The organism is Paenibacillus camelliae (assembly GCF_023715345.1).
GTDB classification, from domain to species: Bacteria; Bacillota; Bacilli; order Paenibacillales; family Paenibacillaceae; genus Pristimantibacillus; species Pristimantibacillus camelliae.
The window spans coordinates 163,378-182,148 of sequence record NZ_JAMBNY010000006.1 but is presented as its reverse complement, the minus strand read 5'-3'; the positions used below and the strand labels follow the sequence as shown (position 1 = coordinate 182,148).

The 18,771-nt window shown below is 42.0% G+C and carries 21 protein-coding genes; 5 read left to right on the top strand and 16 right to left on the bottom strand.

Going from position 1 to position 18,771, the window contains the following annotated elements; all coding sequences use genetic code 11:
- Positions 1-14: 14 nt before the first annotated feature.
- The 4 genes from M3180_RS12630 to M3180_RS12615 all read left to right on the top strand — a co-directional run bounded on the left by M3180_RS12630 (position 15) and on the right by M3180_RS12615 (position 1,777).
- Positions 15-491 carry a Na+/H+ antiporter subunit E gene (locus M3180_RS12630; RefSeq protein ID WP_251667976.1) on the top strand — a complete coding sequence of 159 codons (477 nt, stop codon included), beginning with the start codon at positions 15-17 and terminating at the stop codon, positions 489-491.
- Positions 491-775, top strand: a complete 285-nt coding sequence (locus M3180_RS12625; protein ID WP_251667969.1) for a Na(+)/H(+) antiporter subunit F1 — start codon at positions 491-493, stop codon at positions 773-775. The genes M3180_RS12630 and M3180_RS12625 overlap by 1 nt, the downstream gene beginning before the upstream one ends.
- The gene (gene mnhG, locus M3180_RS12620) at positions 753-1,148 is read left to right on the top strand and encodes a monovalent cation/H(+) antiporter subunit G (RefSeq protein WP_251667967.1); all 396 of its coding nucleotides are present in this window, start codon (positions 753-755) and stop codon (positions 1,146-1,148) included. The genes M3180_RS12625 and mnhG overlap by 23 nt, the downstream gene beginning before the upstream one ends.
- A gap of 302 nt (positions 1,149-1,450) precedes the next feature.
- On the top strand, positions 1,451-1,777 hold the full coding sequence (locus M3180_RS12615) for a single-stranded DNA-binding protein (protein ID WP_340838738.1): 327 nt from the start codon (positions 1,451-1,453) through the stop codon (positions 1,775-1,777).
- A gap of 295 nt (positions 1,778-2,072) precedes the next feature.
- On the opposite strand, the gene M3180_RS12610 is transcribed toward M3180_RS12615, so the two are convergent.
- From M3180_RS12610 to M3180_RS12570, 9 genes are all read right to left on the bottom strand, one after another.
- On the bottom strand, positions 2,073-2,633 hold the full coding sequence (locus M3180_RS12610) for a hypothetical protein (RefSeq protein WP_251667965.1): 561 nt from the start codon (positions 2,631-2,633) through the stop codon (positions 2,073-2,075).
- A gap of 60 nt (positions 2,634-2,693) precedes the next feature.
- Positions 2,694-3,419 (bottom strand): hypothetical protein, encoded by a 726-nt coding sequence (locus M3180_RS12605; protein ID WP_251667963.1) that lies wholly within the window; start codon positions 3,417-3,419, stop codon positions 2,694-2,696.
- Between the two features lie 890 nt (positions 3,420-4,309).
- Positions 4,310-4,894, bottom strand: a complete 585-nt coding sequence (locus tag M3180_RS12600; protein ID WP_251667961.1) for a sugar O-acetyltransferase — start codon at positions 4,892-4,894, stop codon at positions 4,310-4,312.
- 20 nt (positions 4,895-4,914) lie between these two features.
- The gene (locus M3180_RS12595) at positions 4,915-5,430 is read right to left on the bottom strand and encodes a DUF402 domain-containing protein (RefSeq protein WP_251667959.1); all 516 of its coding nucleotides are present in this window, start codon (positions 5,428-5,430) and stop codon (positions 4,915-4,917) included.
- Between the two features lie 84 nt (positions 5,431-5,514).
- The gene (bshB2, locus tag M3180_RS12590; RefSeq protein WP_251667958.1) at positions 5,515-6,171 is read right to left on the bottom strand and encodes a bacillithiol biosynthesis deacetylase BshB2; all 657 of its coding nucleotides are present in this window, start codon (positions 6,169-6,171) and stop codon (positions 5,515-5,517) included.
- Positions 6,172-6,183: 12 nt separating this feature from the next.
- A complete protein-coding gene (locus tag M3180_RS12585) occupies positions 6,184-6,528 on the bottom strand; it encodes a YojF family protein (RefSeq protein ID WP_251667957.1) in 345 nt (114 codons plus the stop codon).
- Between the two features lie 319 nt (positions 6,529-6,847).
- The gene (locus M3180_RS12580; protein ID WP_251667956.1) at positions 6,848-7,630 is read right to left on the bottom strand and encodes a hypothetical protein; all 783 of its coding nucleotides are present in this window, start codon (positions 7,628-7,630) and stop codon (positions 6,848-6,850) included.
- On the bottom strand, positions 7,627-8,169 hold the full coding sequence (locus M3180_RS12575; protein ID WP_251667954.1) for an RNA polymerase sigma factor: 543 nt from the start codon (positions 8,167-8,169) through the stop codon (positions 7,627-7,629). Before M3180_RS12575 ends, M3180_RS12580 begins: the two co-directional genes overlap by 4 nt.
- 235 nt (positions 8,170-8,404) lie before the next feature.
- Positions 8,405-9,202, bottom strand: coding sequence for a DUF4097 domain-containing protein (locus M3180_RS12570; protein WP_251667953.1), 798 nt, complete (start codon positions 9,200-9,202; stop codon positions 8,405-8,407).
- A gap of 306 nt (positions 9,203-9,508) precedes the next feature.
- Between M3180_RS12570 and M3180_RS12565 the strand changes: the two genes are divergently transcribed.
- Complete coding sequence (locus M3180_RS12565; protein ID WP_251667949.1) at positions 9,509-10,912, top strand: MATE family efflux transporter; 1,404 nt, start codon at positions 9,509-9,511, stop codon at positions 10,910-10,912.
- 484 nt (positions 10,913-11,396) lie between these two features.
- On the opposite strand, the gene larC2 is transcribed toward M3180_RS12565, so the two are convergent.
- From larC2 to M3180_RS12530, 7 genes are all read right to left on the bottom strand, one after another.
- A complete protein-coding gene (larC2, locus tag M3180_RS12560) occupies positions 11,397-11,876 on the bottom strand; it encodes a nickel pincer cofactor biosynthesis protein LarC2 (protein ID WP_251667947.1) in 480 nt (159 codons plus the stop codon).
- Between the two features lie 427 nt (positions 11,877-12,303).
- A complete protein-coding gene (gene larC, locus M3180_RS23130; protein WP_349774483.1) occupies positions 12,304-13,410 on the bottom strand; it encodes a nickel pincer cofactor biosynthesis protein LarC in 1,107 nt (368 codons plus the stop codon).
- A gap of 41 nt (positions 13,411-13,451) precedes the next feature.
- On the bottom strand, positions 13,452-14,219 hold the full coding sequence (gene larB, locus M3180_RS12550) for a nickel pincer cofactor biosynthesis protein LarB (RefSeq protein WP_432806933.1): 768 nt from the start codon (positions 14,217-14,219) through the stop codon (positions 13,452-13,454).
- Between the two features lie 43 nt (positions 14,220-14,262).
- Positions 14,263-15,741, bottom strand: coding sequence for a gluconokinase (locus tag M3180_RS12545; RefSeq protein ID WP_251667935.1), 1,479 nt, complete (start codon positions 15,739-15,741; stop codon positions 14,263-14,265).
- 41 nt (positions 15,742-15,782) lie between these two features.
- Entirely contained in the window at positions 15,783-16,589 is an 807-nt protein-coding gene (gene larE, locus M3180_RS12540) for an ATP-dependent sacrificial sulfur transferase LarE (protein WP_251667933.1), read from the bottom strand.
- A gap of 113 nt (positions 16,590-16,702) precedes the next feature.
- On the bottom strand, positions 16,703-17,473 hold the full coding sequence (locus tag M3180_RS12535; RefSeq protein WP_251667925.1) for an SDR family oxidoreductase: 771 nt from the start codon (positions 17,471-17,473) through the stop codon (positions 16,703-16,705).
- 11 nt (positions 17,474-17,484) lie between these two features.
- The gene (locus tag M3180_RS12530) at positions 17,485-18,753 is read right to left on the bottom strand and encodes a nickel pincer cofactor-dependent isomerase, group 22 (protein WP_251667923.1); all 1,269 of its coding nucleotides are present in this window, start codon (positions 18,751-18,753) and stop codon (positions 17,485-17,487) included.
- Positions 18,754-18,771: the final 18 nt, after the last annotated feature.

The following is an 18,771-nucleotide window of genomic DNA, read 5'->3' as shown; positions in this document are numbered from 1 at the left end:
GGAAGTGTAAATCTATGACAACACAGATTTTAATTAACCTGTTAATTGCGATTACTTGGATGCTGCTCAATGAGAACTGGGATGTAGTAAGCTTTACTGTGGGCTATGTGATTGGCTTCGCCATTATATCCTCGATGAGGCGTTTTTTCCCGGTACCTTTCTACGGAAAAAAGGCGATTGCAGTGATTAAGCTGCTGCTCTTGTTCATCATAGAGCTATTCAAATCAAGCATTACCGTAATAAAAGAAATTATGAGACCGAAAATTAAAATCAAGCCAGGGATCTTTCGTACAACTACGGTGCTCGAGTCCGATCTCGAAATTTCCCTGCTTGTTACGCTGATCACTTTAACGCCAGGTTCTGTCGTTATGGAAATCGACCAAAAGGCACGAGTACTTTTTATTCACGCTATGGATGCTGACGATTTTAATAACAACATCATGAAAACGAAAAAGAGATTTGAAAAAGCGATAATCGAGGTGATGAGATAATGTTTGACACAATTATGCTGATAGCTATGTTTTTGCTTACGGTCTCACTTCTCCTCACATTGTATCGAATTATTAAAGGTCCTACTGTACATGACCGTATCTTAGCACTAGATTCTATTGGTTATATTGTCATTGGGATTGTTGCTGTATTATCAATACAGCTGGATTCACACGCATATTTAGAAACGATATTATTAATTGGTATATTGGCATTTCTGAGCACTATTGCCCTAAGCCGCTATATGGAAAGGGGTGTCGTTATTGGACGGAAACGCAATGATTGAGTGGATCGTCGCTCTACTTGTTCTCGTTGGCACTGCAATGAGCTTAATCAGCTCTCTAGGTCTCCTTCGTCTGCCTGACGTTTACAATCGTGCGCACGCTTCAACGAAAAGTGCCACGCTAGGGATACTTTCGATATTACTTGGGGGCTTTATTTACTTCTTATTTACACACGGCGTATCCAGTATTCGTCTACTGCTTGGTATCGTGTTCGTTTTCTTCACGGCGCCACTTGCAGGTCATTTGATTATACGCTCTGCTCATCGCTACGGTTCGCCGCTAGCTCCGATCAGTGTCCAGGATGATCTGAAGAAGCTGCACAGCAAGGAAGCGATGGAGGAAGAAATGGTAAGGCCGGTTGAAGCAGAAAGTTAATCTAATTCTAAGAATATGTCACAATGAAATTGGGCTGACCCGTCGTTAATGAACCTAACGCCGAGTCAGCCCTTATTTTTTTGACTTAGCAATATTTAATTGAATGTTAATTATTTCATAAAATCAAAAGATTTGTTGCACACAGACACAAGTTAATAAGTAAGTCGAGAGTTACAGAGCGAAACTCAATAAACAGGTGAAATTAGAGATTTAATAGTGTAGTTAATTGTAATTGTCGCTCAGATGCTGATAACTCTTGAGTTGAAACTGTAATACATTGGAATTTGTTGCGATGGCGTGCCGTGTGCGGTGTAAATCGCACGCACTTTACTAAGGAGGGAAAGGCTGGTGATAACATAGGTTCACCTATTCCAAGCCGTTTAGAAGTGACTCAGTTCACTAAAGTTATAGATCGGTCGTTTTTTAGATGGAGAGTGAGAATCGATTTTATTCCAGTTGTTACATGGAGACAGTTAGCTGAGACATGTGTAATTTTTTTATATAAAGGTCATTTAACTGTAGTTGAAGGTCGTATACGAGTTTGGAACTACGAGAACAACGAGTTGAAAAAAGTATTCGTTACAGAGATCATTGCCGATAACATTAGTGTCGAATCGAGATGGCAGTAACGATAAGTTGATAGTGGTGCTTGTCCCTTTCTCAATCATGAAGCAACATCAAAGACTCTTTTTTAATGGCTTTCATCCGTTCGATATCTCTGAAGACGATCTTCCGTTCTGCCCCTGTTCATATCTGTATAGTGTAAATATACCTTATTACGTAGCTATGCATATTTTTCAAAAAGAGAACCAATTCAAATAGTTCGAATTGGCTCAGTTACTATCAAGTACTATAAAATATATGCTTTAAGAAAAGAAAATCCTAATCATTGTTGTTAATATTCATACAGTTACAATAGAGTTATCAATTTATTAAGTATGCCTCAAGTTCTGGAGAAGGCGATATTTTCATTTTAAAGTAATCTTCAATCCGTTCACTATCTACAGTATAAGAAATTTTAATGTATATTGTCTCATATATACTTAGTATTTTATCGTCAATTTTTGTTGGTTCTAATACAAAGGCTCTAGATAAACTTGCACCTTCTACTTCACCAGCAGGAGTAATGTCAAAAGAATTGTCATAATCTGTGTTTGTGTGAAAAACGTTATTTGCATTCAAATAATTCATCATATCATCTGCTAAATGGAAGGACATTATTACTTCCTTCATAATTACTTTTGGATCTTGTATAAAAATCTCATACTCTAACCGTACTGCATCTTCTTCAATTAATAGTTTGGAAGTATTTATTAAGGAGTAATTATTCGGATTGTTTTCATAAGGATCATTTTTCATAAAATTTATTAAATCGCTAGCTTCAGAAACATACGTTGCTTTAGCATCTGAATGTTCATCGTTTGAACATCCCACAGGAATTAAAAGTAATATTAAAATGAGCGTGGTAATTATTTGTTTTTTCATCGTTGACTCTCCATTCTAATATTGAGACCTGCATTTAAGCAGGTCTCTTATTATTTAAAACTAATCCATCCAATCTTCGTCGGAGTATTTCTTATCCTGTAAATAGTTCAAGTAAGCTTGATTCATAATGTAAGAGTGGTTGTAATAATTAGGTGCAGCCTCCACTCTTATTGCAGAATATCCTGTAGCAGGAACGAAATCTTTTTGTGCCTGGCGGACATTCTTATTAGTATCATGATAGTAACCAGAATAATGCTTGTAAGTATTTCGATTTGTGCTCTCAAAATGAAGATTCCATTTGTTATTGTAATACACAAGTCCTTGTTTGGTAGGGAAATTATAAGAAATCTTTGTTTCTGCTTTTGCAGATTGTTGAACATCAATATTAGATAATGTTATGTCAAAAATCGATAAAATCAATGCTCTAACAGAAGTAGTTAGTGTTCCCAAGATTGTTACTGTAATATCTTTTATTAGATCAAACTTTCCCGTTTTTTCATCTTGAACTATTGGTGCACCATACCAAGCATATGTAACCGTCTTCACATCCAGAGAACCTGTCCCAGGCAAATCTGCATAAGGTCTAATTATTCCCTTAGAATGAACCTCGTCAATTATATCATTTTTTTCAATAAAGTTATTCCGTTTAGATAGCTCATAAGATTCACGCCAATCTTGCTTCTCTTCCTCAGAATAAAATGAACCTGCGCTTACAAGAGAACTTCCTGAAACAAGTGTTGTTGCGATCAAGCTAGATACCAATATTTTCCTGATTATCATTTTCATTAAATTTCCTCCATTTTTTTGTAAATTTAATAAAACATTTAACTCCTTCCATTTTTTTGAAAATACTTCTATAAATTATCATATAAATTAATCAAACACAAGAATTATTTGTATAAATTCCTATATTATTCACTTATAGTTATATTTTTTGTAACCTTTTGCTGTAATTCATGTTTTATTGAAATTTAAGTATTATACTGTAAAACAAAGTTGTAGACTGGCCCTAGGCAGTTTGAAGACAAGTGTATCGTAGATTATATGACCAAAATATTTTTTAAGATAAGGGGAATGTACTATACTTTGTCTTTATAACAAGTAGTGAAGAAAATGGATTCTATGAAGACGAGGTGATAAATTATGATTGAGTTTTTCTTAAATCATCCCGTCTTTCTTATATTCATAGTGATCGTAGTTGCTTATTTTTTATTTAAGGTTCTTCGTAAATTCTATTATTTATAATTACTTCTGTTGTAAAGTTTGTTGAGTGGTTATTGATTACTAAAAATTAAACTAAAAATAAACAAAACCGATCAGACAATAGTCTGATCGGTTTTGCGTTTTCGAATTTTATATAAATCAAATACATTATCCGTGCTAGCAGCTGTAGAAGGAATAGATGTGTTATTCTAGAGGTTATTTACAAAAAAATTGATTATTTTCTAGTAATCCTTTGTAATTACAGTTATTGTTATGTACTATCGTAACTTGCAGGGTAAGATAAATCCAATCGACTTTTACGATACTCACTATCTCTATGTTATCTCATTGCGGTTTCATTATTCCAAATGGTCAGTCCGCGTTAACCTTTGACTATATTCACTTACAAGTCGAGCCATTTTACGTTAGGTTCAAGAGGTTCCAAATTCATCCTTAATCAACAATCTATTATTTTATATTCTCAGTCCTTTATTATCCTTTTCAGTTATAGGCCTCATCACTCTGCATGGTACACCTGCTGCAATCACTTTTGCAGGTATATCTTTAGTTACAACACTTCCTGCACCAATAATAGCATTGTCACCAATTGTCACTCCTGGAACAATCGTAACAGAACCACCAATCCATACATTATCTCCTATAGTAATAGGCAATGATCTCTCGTAGCCAGCCTTACGCTCATCTGCATCTATAGCATGGTTGGGTGTATATAAACTAACATTAGGACCAATCAACACATTGTTTCCAATCGTAACCTTTGCACAATCCAAAATAGTACAGTTGGTGTTCGCATAGAAATTATCTCCAACTTTAATGTTATAGCCATAATCACAGTTAAAAGGTGATTCAATCCACGCATTTTCTCCTACCGTATGAAACAACTTTTTTATAATTTGGTTTCTTTCTTTGCGTTCCGATGGTTTCAACTTATTAAATTCAAATAATAAATCTTTCGCTCTTTCTCTTTCTTCGGTTAGCTCCTCGTCCCAACATATGTAATATTCTTGACTTAACATTTTTTCTTTCTCAGTTTTCATAGTGATCATCTCCTTTTTACTCAGTTCTTAAGCACGCTTTCTAAAAGCGATGCATTGATCTCTCCATTAAACGGAAACCGCTCTTCTTCAATTAGTTGCTTCAGTTCTTCAAGCGCTTGTTCTGCACGAGCCACTAATTGTGGAGAATAGCCAAATTGCTGCTGATGAGCAATAAACTCTTCCTCGTCTACGACCTTCCACGACTCATCCGGCTCTTTAATATAGTCCAAGTCAAGATCTACAAAGGAAAGCACTTGATCTTCCAATAGCGAGGGCTGAGCGATGTTACAGTAATACATCAAACGATCAGCACTCTGAAACGTAATCGCTACAGTATACCATTGGTTGAAATAGAATATCTCAATCGATGGATAGGGCATCGTAAAGGTTTTTCCTTTTGTATGATGCGTAAATGTTCGGCCTGCCCTGCATAATACCATCACGTAATCATCCGTTTGCTTGATCACTTCAGCTGGCCATTCGTAATGAAGGCGTTCTCCATATTTATAAGCTCGAATCGTTACTGGTGTCCCCATACTTCCCTCCATTAATTTGTTTCATGAATGCAGCACTCCTCAAAGAAGAGGAGCAAGCCTGAGCATGCTCCTCTTTACTAAAACCTATTGAAATGAATACGTCCAAAATTTTTCTTTTCCGAAGCGTTGCTTAACCTCTTCAGAATGAATGTCTTCATTACCGAACATTTCACTAATTTGAAATTGAGATTGATGCGCAGCTATGGCATTTCTTTTTTGGACGAGATAATTTGTTATATCAATCGATACATCCGGCTCGCCGTTGTCTTGAACCATATTGTGAGAAAATCCGATGCACAGTACCTTTGGTCTCTCTTCAGCAGGAAGCTCCTGCAGCACGCGAATGACTGATGCGCCTGTTGCATCATGATCCGGATGCACGCTGTAGCCTGGAAAGAATGTAAATACTAACGTCGGCTTTACTTCCTCGTAGATGCTGCGAATGGCTGCGTCTACCACTTCCTTAGGCTCAAATTCAACCGTTTTATCCATAAAACCAAGCATGCGAAGATCTTGAATACCGATCGCTTGGCAGGATGCGATTAGCTCTTCCTTGCGGATAAGCGGCAATGACTCTCGATTGGCAATAGGTGGGTTGCCTAAGGCACGTCCCATTTCCCCTAGCGTCAAGCATGCATAAGTTACCTGCGCACCTTCGGCTACAAACTTAGCTAATGTGCCTGACAATCCGAATGCTTCATCATCTGGATGTGGAAATACAACTAAAATCTTTTCTGACATTCAGCTTCCCTCCTAGAATGGCTGCTTGCTAAGCTGGAAAGCTACAACAAGCTTGCCCTCCGAATTAATCCCTGCAAGGATAATACGTCCATCCTCATCCTCCACAGCATGTGTTAAACCTTCCGCATACACCCATCCATGCTCTAGCTTCAGTCCTACACGGTACGGACCATGTCCTTCAATGGAGCCTTGTGAATACTGAATGACGGCATTACGTATAAAGTTCGCTGCCGGATGCTTGCTGCTGTCAAAATGCGCAGCATAAGCGCCCATCGTTAGCTCCAAATGAATATATAAAGGCTCATTCGCAAAGGCATCTAATTGCTTCTGAATGGCATCTTTTTGTATTGGGATCATCCTGTTATCCTCCCTTTTTCTATTGCCTCAGCAGTTTACCTTTCTATTATACGCCTTTATATCTCGAATACATAGTGCACGATAGCAAAAAATGACCTGAATCCTCCTTAGCAGATTTATCTGCAGGGAGAAATCAGGTCATGAATTGCTTTGCTGCTCGACCCTACTGCACTGCTGAAGCTCTCTAAACATTTAGCTATACTTTCTTGCTCTAACCTTTGTCTCTACTCTCTTGATGCCGTTTCTGTTTATGCGCTTCGGTTTTGTTGTCATGTTAGCGCTGGGCTGAATTTTTTGCCTTACTTATCGCTCAAGCTGATTACCCCTCATTCGTAACAACTTCCTCTACGATGCTAAATTGCTGTAGCATATAATAGAAGCGTGCACCATGCCCTTCCGCTGCTTCTAGGAAGTATTTTTCTGTAATGATAAAGCTGCCACCTCGATCATTGGATAGCACGTAAATTTTAGATACAGGACTGTTCCACTCATTCCCATCGATCGCCGACAACATCGTTGCAGTAAGTGGCTCGGTGACTGCTTCTGGTTCCTTAACCGTGGCATAATTGTCAGCTAGTTCCTTCTGTAAGCGCGCAACCGCTGCCTCTGGTGCTTCATCCTCAACCTGCTCAATACTCATTGAAACCTCTGGGTAGATGTCACCAAGCGGCTCTGCTGGTACGATAATATCTCTATCCGCTTCCTCTACCAGCTTGTAGCGCTCCTCATCAATATAAATGACATAGCCTGATTTAATGGTATCCTGTAGCACAATTTCTTTCTCTTCTGGCATTCCTTCGATATGTTCCTCTACTTGCTTTTTCGGTTCAAAGTATTGCTTGATTTGATTCACTAATGCTTGCCCTGTGTTCGTTGTCGTAAATACCCCAATAATACTCGCTGCTGCTGCTACGCTAATAATCCATGCTATACGTTTCCCTACCTTGCTTTTACGCTTCGCATGCGTCGTCTTTCTGCTTGGCTCAGTCATAAATAATTCCTCCTCAATATTTTTCCAGATGTCCTCTTTATGCTTTAGCATGGAGTCGGAATGCTGCTCAAGGGAACGTTTCATTTTTGTATCAAATTGATCCTCCTTCATCCTTCTCCACCTCCTAACGTTGTTTGCAATCTCTGTCTTAACCTCTGCTTCGCCTTAAAGATTCTAGATTTGATCGTATTCAAATTTTCGCCTAACGTATCTGCTATTTCTTGATCCTTAAGATCATGGATATATTTCAAAATAATCGGTACTCGGTTATGCTCCTCCAGACGCTGCAGCTCATCATACAGCTCTGCATATTCCTCAAATTGATGCTGATCATAGCTGCCTCGTTCAAAGGCTTGCAGTGCTTCATCCCCTATCGCAATCAGCTTTCCATGCTTCGTTGCGATGCGTTTGCATTCATTCAATAAAACGGTATAAAACCATGGCTTAAATGACTGCTCTACTCTAAAGCTATCAGCACTACGATATATGCGAATAAATGCTTCTTGCACTGCATCAAGCGCCAGTGATGACTGATTACGAAGCACGATGGTTGCTACTCGTACTGCATAATCATAATAGCGGTCATACAGTGCCCGAAAAGCACTCTGGTCTCCCTGCTTGATCGCAGTCATGAGTTCATTATCGTTCAATGCCTTCTTCTCCTCTCTTAACGTTAAGCTATATACATTACCCGCCGTACGCTTAAAAAGTTTTCGCAGGTAGAAAAAAATATTTATTTGCGATCATTCGCTTATATAAACGCCCCCTATGTAGGGTTTGTTACTTGTAGCTTCATTAATAGTATGAACGAATATAGAAAAACACCTTCAAGCCGTATCCATATCTTTCGACATGAGCTACATTGCTCGAAGGTGTTATCCTAAGTTATTTAACAGTTACGCTAATATTTCCAACATTGACCCGTGCCTGTACTACCGCACCATTTGATCCGAGTTTACCTTGAATTTCATTTTTCTTATTTAGGGAGTAGTCCACATCATCTACTGTAAGCTTTACAGTACCCACTTCTGCTCGAAGATCATAGCTTGCTTGCTGCGGAGCTCCATCATATTCAACTTTAATATTTCCGGCGTCTACATGTGCTAGTATTCCATGCTCGCTTTTTGCTTTTAGAATTTCAAGCTCACCAGCATTTACTGTAGCATCGATATGACCTATCACTTTGTTTGTGTAGATATTGCCCGCATTCAGCTCGAGCGTCGCTTCATCAAGCACAAGATCCTCTAATTTAATACTTCCAAATGCATTGCTCACGTTAAGTGCCAGTTCTTCATTAGTCGGCAGAGTAATAAGTAATGTTCGCTCACCGCTATTATCCTTCATCGATTTCCCACGTTCGCTAACATTAACCTCCAGCACCTCGCCCTGTATCGAGGCATCGAAAGTAATTTGGTCTTTAATCAGTTCATCCGTGAGAAGCTCTACCGATGCTTCGTCCTGATCATTTTGTGTAATGACAATGTTCATAGCTTCTGTTTGAATATTAACTTTACTAAACTGAGCTGCTTCAAAGCTCTCCACACTATGCGTTACGACTTCACCCTTGCCTGAGCCTTTACCAATTGCACTATTACTAGCGACATTTATTGCCGAAGAGCACCCTGCTAGCAGCAGCATTGCTCCGGTTATAAGTATTCCAGCACGCATTACGAGTTTATTCATGTTCCCGCTCCTTTATTTACCATGTGATAGCTTCAGTATAGTCGATGATTAGTTGCTATAAAACAGTCTATCGGCTAGCAATGCCCCTAGACTTAGGGCGAGGTCACAGTCCATCATAATGAAGAAGATCTCAACGAAAGGAATGCGAATAGATATAGTGAGGATAAAGTCATTAAATTAACTTAAAAGATAATAATTTTAGAACTAAAATATTTTTTTGTAAAACTATGAAAAACTAATGCAATTCGAATACAAATATGCTACGATACCTCTTGGCTCATTTGACTGTAGAAAGAAAGGGATCATATGTCAACAGACAACAAGACTATTAACCAAACGCCTAGCAAAAATGCTGCTGAATTAAGTTTATTCAAGCTAACTTGGCCTATTTTTCTAGAAGTATTTTTATTTATGCTAATGGGTATCGTTGATACCTTAATGTTAAGTGAGATTTCCGACAACGCAGTATCTGGTGTTGGTGCTTCTAACCAGTTTCTTCATATCGCTATACTTATCCTTGAGGTCATTGGTAACGGTGCATCAATCGTCGTAGCCCAATACTTAGGCTCTAGGATGCTAATGGAAGCATCGAGAATCTCTGCGCTAGCCGTATCACTTAATCTAATTGTTGGATTAATTATTAGTACTGTGTTCGTTATTATGGGTGAACATCTGCTAGTTATGCTTAATCTGCAGGGCGAAGTTCTGATGCATGCGAAAAAATACCTTATGATCGTCGGTGGAGCAATATTCCTCCAAGCTATCATTAACTCGCTTGCCGCCATCATTCGTGTTCATGGCTATACGAAGCAAGCCATGTTTGTGTCACTCGGAATGAACGTTATTCATATCATCTTGAACTACATCCTTATTTTCGGACATTTAGGTTTGCCGGCATTAGGCACACAGGGTGCAGCGATTTCATCTGTCGCAAGTCGCTTAATCGCAGTAGTCGTCTTCTTCTGGCTCCTATACAATGTGATGGAAGTAAGAATCAAAATAAAGGATTACTTCAGTCTTTCGAAGAACTATATTTTGAAAATATTAAAGATTGGTGTTCCATCTGCCTTAGAGCAGGTCATGTATCAATCATGTCAGATCGTATTCTTATTCTACGCAACGTATCTTGGTGAAGCTTCACTAGCAGCGAGAACATATGCCAACAACATTTCGATGTTTATTTATATGTTTGCCTTTGCAGTGGGGATCGGTACTTCGATTCTAGTTGGTCGATTTGTAGGTGCTGGCAAACCGGATGATGCCTACAGAAGAGTATGGAGCAGTGTCAAATCTGCATCGATCGTCTCGCTTGTTATGATTGGTGTCGTTACCTTATTCCGTGTACCGCTTATGTCGATCTTTACGGAGGACACCAATGTTATTGCCATCGGTGCGAGTGTACTACTGTTAAGCATTATCTTAGAGTCGGGTAGAACGATTAACATTATTATTGTTAATTCACTTCGTGCTTCTGGTGATGCTTCGTTCCCGCTGTATGTTGGTATTTTCACGATGGTTGGAATGAGCTTACCGCTTGGTTATCTCTTCGTATTTAAGATGGATATGGGGCTTGCAGGTATATGGCTTGCCATTGCGGCCGACGAATGGGCACGTGCCTTCATTATGTCCTATCGCTGGAAGAGTCGTGGCTGGGAGAAGCATGCACTTGTTAAGCCAGCATCGAAGCCAGTGGAATCAAGTAGTATGTAGCTTAATAAATATAAACTAGACGGGGGTGTCTCAGGGTCATGATTAATGACCTTGAGACACCCCCGTTTCATTTGCTCCGTAAATGATTTGGTTGTTTAGGCGAGATGGTTGCGCTACGCAGAATGTTGAGGTTTCAATTGCTGTTGCCCTCTGATTTCAACGCTCCGTAAATAGTGTGGTTTCAATTGCTGTTGTTCACCGATTTCAGCGCTACGCAGAATGTTGAGGTTTCAATTGCTGTTGCCCTCTGATTTCTAGAAGGATATTAATTGTAGAAATCAGAGGACAAAGGCAACCGCTTCGCTTTTACACTCTCAACATTTGCTCCGCTGGAGTGGTTTGTGGGTTGTCGCTACGAGGTGACAACTCATCATTACTCCGCTGGGGCGGTTTGTATGCTGTGCTTCGATGTGTTCACCACGTCAGTTACTCCGTTGGGCGGTTTGGGTATCGCATCGATGTGACCCACATCGTTACTCCGCCGTTATCTTATAGTGCTGTTTTCGTATGTTCTACGCACGGTGTCATATATTTCTTTTAACGGTAGCTGGTGCTGCTGCGCAAGGCGCTTGCATTCCTCGTACTCAGGGGCCCATTGAACGACTTTGCCTTGATGTATCCCTACTTTTACTGTAACCTCACCAAGCGCTGTCGTTACTTTTATGAATTCACGCTCTAGTCGATGTACACTTAGCGGATAGTAGCGAATGCCAAGCGTTGTCGTCTCTCGAAAAATTGTATCCTTCATTTGTTCAAGCAATGAAGCTGAGCACAGTAGCTGCAGCATCACCCCTGGACGATTTTTCTTCATATAGATAGGCGTGTAGTATACATCGTTCGCACCCTGCTCAAGCAATAAATCCATGACGTAGCCGAGCAGTTCACCAGAAGTATCATCTAGATTAACCTCTAGCTTTATCATTTCGTTATCTATATGCTCATGCAGTGGTGGCTTAGTAGACATCGGGGTACTCCTTTACAGCTATATTTCGGTGTTCCGTAAATAGTGTGGTTTCAATTGCTGTTGTTCACCGATTTCAGCGCTCCGTAAATAGTGTGGTTTCAATTGCTGTTGCCCTCTGATTTCAGCGCTCCGTAAATAGTGTGGTTTCAATTGCTGTTGTTCACCGATTTCTAGGAGTATTTTAATTGTAGAAATCGGTGAACAAAGGCAACCGCTTTGCTTTTACACTCACACTATTTACTCCGCTGGAGCGTGTTTAGGGTGGCGCTTCGATGTGACACCACATCATTACTCCGCTGGGGCGGTTTGTGGGTTGTCGCTTCGAGGTGACGCCACACCTTTACTCCGCTGGAGCGGTTTGTGGGTTGTCACTTCGATGTGACACCACATCAGTTACTCCGTTGGGGTGGTTTGTGGGCTTTCGAAGCTATTCTTCGCCTACTACAACTCTTAGCACGTTGGGATGCTCGCCGAAGCTTTTGGTGCCCGCTCCGTAGCCTATGCTTTGCACGGTCATTGAAGGCATCGGACCGTATTGCTCGGAAAGCACGGCAACGATGGCTGCGCCTGTCGGTGTTGTAAGCTCTGAGCGGATCGGGGAATGCTCTATGCGAACACCCTTTAGAATCTCGAGTGTAGCTGGTGCTGGCACCGGATATACTCCGTGATCGATTCGGATCTTCCCTGAACCTACTGGTACGGGAGACGCTTTTACTTTATCAATCTTCATAGAATCAAGCAGTATCGCTGCTCCAATAATATCGATAATGGAATCGACCGCACCTACCTCGTGAAAGTGAACTTTCTCTAGCGGCAATCCGTGAATTTTACCCTCAGCTTCTCCGATTTTTTTAAATATTCGCAAGGAAAGATCACGAACTGGTGCATCAAAGCCAGCATCCTCGATCATCTTAACAATATCACGGTAGGAGCGATGATCGTGGCTATGTGCATGGTTGTGACTATGCCCGTGGTTGTGGCTATGTGCGTGATCATGGCTATGTACATGGTCGTGACTATGTGCGTGATCATGGCTATGTACATGGTCGTGACTATGTGCGTGATCATGGCTATGAGCATGATCGTGACTATGCGTATGGTCATGGCTGTGTCCATGATTGTGACTGTGCGTATGGTCATGGCTGTGTCCATGATCGTGACTGTGCGTATGGTCATGGCTGTGTCCATGATCGTGACTGTGTGCATGGTCATGGCTGTGTGCAGAATCGTGTTCATGACTATGTACGTGATCGTGACTATGTGCATGTCCATGGCTATGTATGTGGTCATGGCTATGCCCATGATCGTGACTATGTGCGTGATCGTGACTGTGCGTATGTATGTGTCCGTGATCATGGCTGTGCCCGTGGTCGTGACTATGCTTCAGCTCAACATCAAACTTTGTTGCGGTGATGCCGTTTTTTATAACCTTCGTCCATTTAAGCTCATATTCATCATTGATCTTCAGCTTTTTAAGCTCTTCCATCAGCTTATTAGCATCAGCACCTGCATCTAAAAGTGCGCCGATAAACATATCACCGCTAATTCCCGAGATACAATCCAAATATAACGTTCTCATGCTTCTTCTTTAACTCCTTTTCCTGCAAGCTGATGAATGAGAGCTGCGTTGTAGCCGCCCCCAAAGCCATTGTCAATGTTTACAACACTAATACCCGAGGCACAAGAATTGAGCATCGTTAATAATGCAGATAGTCCATTAAAGTTCGCGCCGTATCCAACACTCGTCGGGACAGCGATTACAGGATGAGAAACGAGGCCACCAACAACACTTGGAAGCGCCCCCTCCATACCTGCTACAACAACTGATACAACAGCCTGCTGGATTTCCTGAGCGTGATATAGCAAGCGGTGGATCCCCGCTACACCAACATCGTAAATGCGATGCACTTCGCTGCCAAGCACCTCTGCCGTAATGGCTGCTTCTTCTGCAATTCGGATATCGGACGTTCCAGCAGCAATAACTGCGATATATCCTTTTAAGCGCTCCTCTGGCGGCACTTCAAACTTTTTATACAGCAGCTGCGCGGGCTCACTATAAGTGAGCTCCAGCGCAGCACAAGCCTGCTGTACAATATTAGCTTTATCTTGATCAAGGCGCGTTACGAGCAGCTGCTTCGTATGCGCACTTAATGATGTCAGGATCGAGATGATCTGGTCAGCCGTTTTGCCCTCACCATAGACGATCTCGGGAAAGCCTTGACGCTGCTTGCGATGATGGTCGACCTTAGCGAAGCCAAGATCCTCAAAAGCAGCAAGTTTCTGTTTTGCTTCAGCAATACTTAATGTACCGCGTTGAACCTCATGCAATATTTCGTCTAGCACAAGCTTCCCCCCCATAACTGTGATGGCATACTAACCATTTCGTTTATTTATAGAACGGTGCCATAGCAGCACCTAGCTTTTCGTAGTTCGCATAAAGCTGCTGATACAGCTTCGAACGCTCTGGATTCGGCAGCGTTGCCGAGCCCATCGGAATATTGTTTTTAATATCGTTAAAGGAAGCAGCATGTCCAAGAGCGACAAGTGCTGTCCACGCAGCGCCCCAAGCTGCGCCATGATGATTCTCTGATACATAGATTTCAGCGTTGAATATATCAGCCATCATTTGCAGCCAAAGTGAGGATCGGGACAAGCCACCATTTACGTAGATTTTTCGGCCTGCTTCTTCATTAGAAGTATCAAGTGCACGGTTGATCTGATAAAGGTTAAACGTGATCCCCTCGAGCACAGCACGAATAAAGTGTGGCTTCTTATGTGTGACCGTCACGCCGTAGAAGCTCCCCTTCGCATGCTGATTCCAGATCGGTGCTCGTTCGCCATTAATGTAAGGCAGGAAGATCAAGCCATCTGCTCCTGGTTCAACCTTCTCAGCATCACTTAAAAATTCACCAAATTCGCGCTCATCCTCTAGCAGATCCTTCAGCCATTGCATGACAATCCCACCATTGTTCGTTGGACCGCCTACAATGAATTGATCCTCGGTAAACGCATAGCAGAATGTCTCCTGCTGCTCACTAACTTTTACAATATGAGAGAACTGTCTAATCGCGCCGCTCGTACCAACAGAAACCGCGACCTCACCAGGCAATATCGCACCGATGCCCAAATTAGAAAGCTGTCCGTCCGCCGCACCAATAACAAATGGCAGCTCCACAGGTATGCCCATGGCCTCTGCGACTTCTGGCTTGACTGGAGGAAGCACCTCTGTAGGCGGTACAATGCGAGATAGCTGATCCTCTTCAACACCAGCTAATGCCAGCACCTGAGCATCCCAGTTAAGCTCTGAGGGGCTGAATAAGCCTGTAGCAGATGCCATCGAATAATCAATGACTCGCTCACCCGTCCAGCAATAGATTAAATATTCCTTGATCGACATAAAATATGCGGCTTGCATGTAAGGCTCGTACTCATTCTCCTTCATCCATAGCAGCTTCATAAGCGGCGTCATCGGATGCAGTGGTGTCCCTGTACGTGTGTAGATAACTTGCTTCATCGTAGAAGCCAGTTCATCCACTTGAGCTGCAGCTCTTCCATCTGCCCAGATGATCGCAGGTGAAACAGGCAATCCCTGCTCATTTACAATAAGCAGGGAATGCATAGCTGCAGAAAACGACAAGGCCATCAGCTCATCCTTATGAACACCAGCTTGATCTAGCGTTGCTTTAATCGCCTTCACAGCAAGCTTTTCAATATCTACTGGGTTTTGCTCCACCCAGCCTTGCTGTGGGTAATGAGAAGTAATCATTTCCTCAACACTGGCGATTAAGTTCCCTTTTAGATTAAACAAGCACGCTTTTACACTTGTTGTCCCAAGGTCTAGTCCAATTACAAACTGTTTAGCCATATGACATGATTCCTTTTCATTATCGTTTTTTGCATGTGAACTTATGATATATTCAGCATTTTGTTCATGCTACCGCTTTGGTAGCCCAGCAAATCTAGTGTAACATATTGGTAGCCATAAGACTGCAGTGCATTCACAATATCCTCATGATGCTCAACGACTGTCTGCAAGTCCTGCGGCTCCACCTCTATTCTAGCAATATTGTCATGCGTGCGCACACGCACCTGACGAATACGCAATGATTTCAAATACGCTTCTGCCTTCTCAATCTTGTTAAGCTTCTCGTTCGTTATATACTCGCCGTAGGCAATTCGTGAGGACAAGCATGCGAACGATGGTTTATCCCAAGTCGGCAAATCAAATTGCTGAGAAAGCTCCCTGATTTCCTCCTTATACAGCTCCGCCTCCAATAGCGGACCGCGGATACCGCGCTCCTTAGCAGCCTGCATACCAGGACGGTGCTCGTTCATATCATCAGCGATAACCCCATACACGATGTTAGAAAAGCCACGCTGCTCAAGCAAAGGTATCAGATGATCGAACAAGCTGCTCTTGCAAAAGTAACAACGATTCTTCGTGTTTTCTGCATAACCAGGAATGTTGAGCTCCGACGTTTCAATCACTTGATGCGGAGCTCCAATTAGTGCGGCAAGTCGCTTTGCTTCCTCAAGCTCACTGGAGGGATAGGTCTCAGAGTCTGCTGTTACTGCCAATACGTGCTGCACCCCTAGTGTATCAACTGCAGCTTTTAGCAGAAATGTGCTGTCTACACCTCCTGAAAAAGCTACAACAACTGATCCCATCTCACGTAATATATGCTGCAATGCCTCGTATTTCTGCTTCAGCATGTTATTGATCCCCATCCCTTCAATTATATTGCTATCGCACTCTCTTTTGATATATTCATCACTTTACTTCATTATCCATTAAATTATTGCAGGCTATATACTGCTTACCTACATTATATCGTCATGCTGCCAAATCCACCATCTACTCGAAGCAAAGCGCCAGTTACAAAGCTAGATGCCCGATCGGATGCAAGGAATACAGCAGCTCCCTTTAGCTCATCCGGCGTACCAAAACGATTCAGCGGTGTATGCTTTAGAATCGATTCCACACGATCAGCACTTAAAATCTTACGGTTTTGCTCCGCTGGGAAGAAGCCAGGAATAATCGCATTTACACGGATGCCATGAGGTGCGAATTCACGTGCCAAATATTGCGTTACGCTGTTGATGCCTGCTTTAGACACAGAGTACGTGAATACTCTTGACAATGGTGTCGTAGAGGATACAGATGAAATATTAATAATGCTGCCTTGACGCTTTTGCTCGATCATTTTTTTAGCGAAGATTTGAGTCGTTACAACGACACCCTTCAAATTCACGTCCATAATGTCGTCCCACTCGTCCATACCTAGCTCAAGAAATGGCGTTGAGCTGTTTTTACCAGGAGCATTTAGAATAACGTCCCAGCCACCAGACCAAGCTTCAATCTCTTCCGCTGCTTTTTCTAGTGATTCTCTAGAGCTGACATCAGCTGCAAATGCTTTTGCTTTACCACCTTTTGCAACGATAGCCTCTGCTACAGCGTTAGCCTTCTCTAAGTTTCTTCCGATAATTGCAATTTGAGCGCCATGCTCAGCAAGACCTTCTGAGATCGAAGAGCCTAATGTACTGTTCCCACCAAACGCAAGAACGGTTTTTCCTGTTAGATCAAATAGCTGTGACATGCTGATTCCCCCTAAAATAAATTGCCTTCCTCGTTGAATGGGAGTGCGTATGGTTCGTTAATCAATTCCATCTGCGGATGCTGTTTCACATATTCAAATAAAGCTTCTGAAACTTCAATTTCGCTAATTTCCAGCGTATTATGAATGCGTACAAGCTTAACCTGATCAAAATCGAGGATGTTGCACGTTTTAATCGCTGCTTGGATGCACTGCATATCATTCGGCAGCGTCGTCGCGATTTTAGTAGGAGCAACAACGGTCGATGTTAAGCCGTTAGCATATGTTACTTCTAGATCCATCTTGTCAACAAGACGCTGCGTCGTAAAGTCTGCAGTCCCCACACCGTTCGCATTACCTTCTGTCTGCGGTGTAAGATCAAGCACAACCATCTTGTTCACATCTGGCCCGCCGTGGGCATAAGGTGTCGGATAGCGCCCTGTTATGTTAGGGTCCATTCCATCACCGCTAATATTTTTACCGATCTGATCGATAACGAGCACATCAATTTGATCAAAGAAAAGCTTCGGCAGCAGTGATTTTGCTTTTTCCTGCAGTGCAGGCTCTTGAGAGATAATTTCCTCAGTCGTTAGAGCTTCAATATATGCGACTTTATCAAACGCATTCTCAATGCTGGCAACACCGAACAAGACCGGCTTTTTTTCCATAATCATTTTCGCCATTGCTGGTACATTTTCAGCCATATACTTAAAGCCAAGCTGGTGACATGCTTCCGCGCCTTTTTGCTTACCTAGTCCGATGCTGATCATTTTCATAATGCCGCTCTCAACTGGACCACGGAATGCAGTATGCGGTTTAATTCGGTTAATGACGACGATGCCGTCTGCTTCAGAAGCGTATTTATCAACATACACAGGAAGTCCATTAGGCAAAGTTCCTAGCTGTATAACCTCCATAGAAGAACGAATCTCGCAATTGACACTTTCTTCTGTTACTCCCAAATGAGCAAGTACTTCTCGCTGGCCTTCTGCAGTTGCACCGCCGTGGCTGCCCATGCTTGGCACGATAAATGGCTTGGCGCCGGCATCTTTAAGGAATTGCACCGTTACTGCAGTAATCTCAACTAGACGATCAAGACCTCGGCTCCCTACAGCAATGGCAATTTCCATACCAGGTGTAATCAACTGCTTAATGCTGTCCTTTTCCAGCTTTGCACGAAGCTCACTGCCTAAGTCATCAAGCTGTCGATTATCAAAATTAACCTTTACCTTTGCCATCTTAGGCAATGGTATATTTTTCACAAGCTCTTGAAGAATCCCCAACCTACTCACTCCTCATAC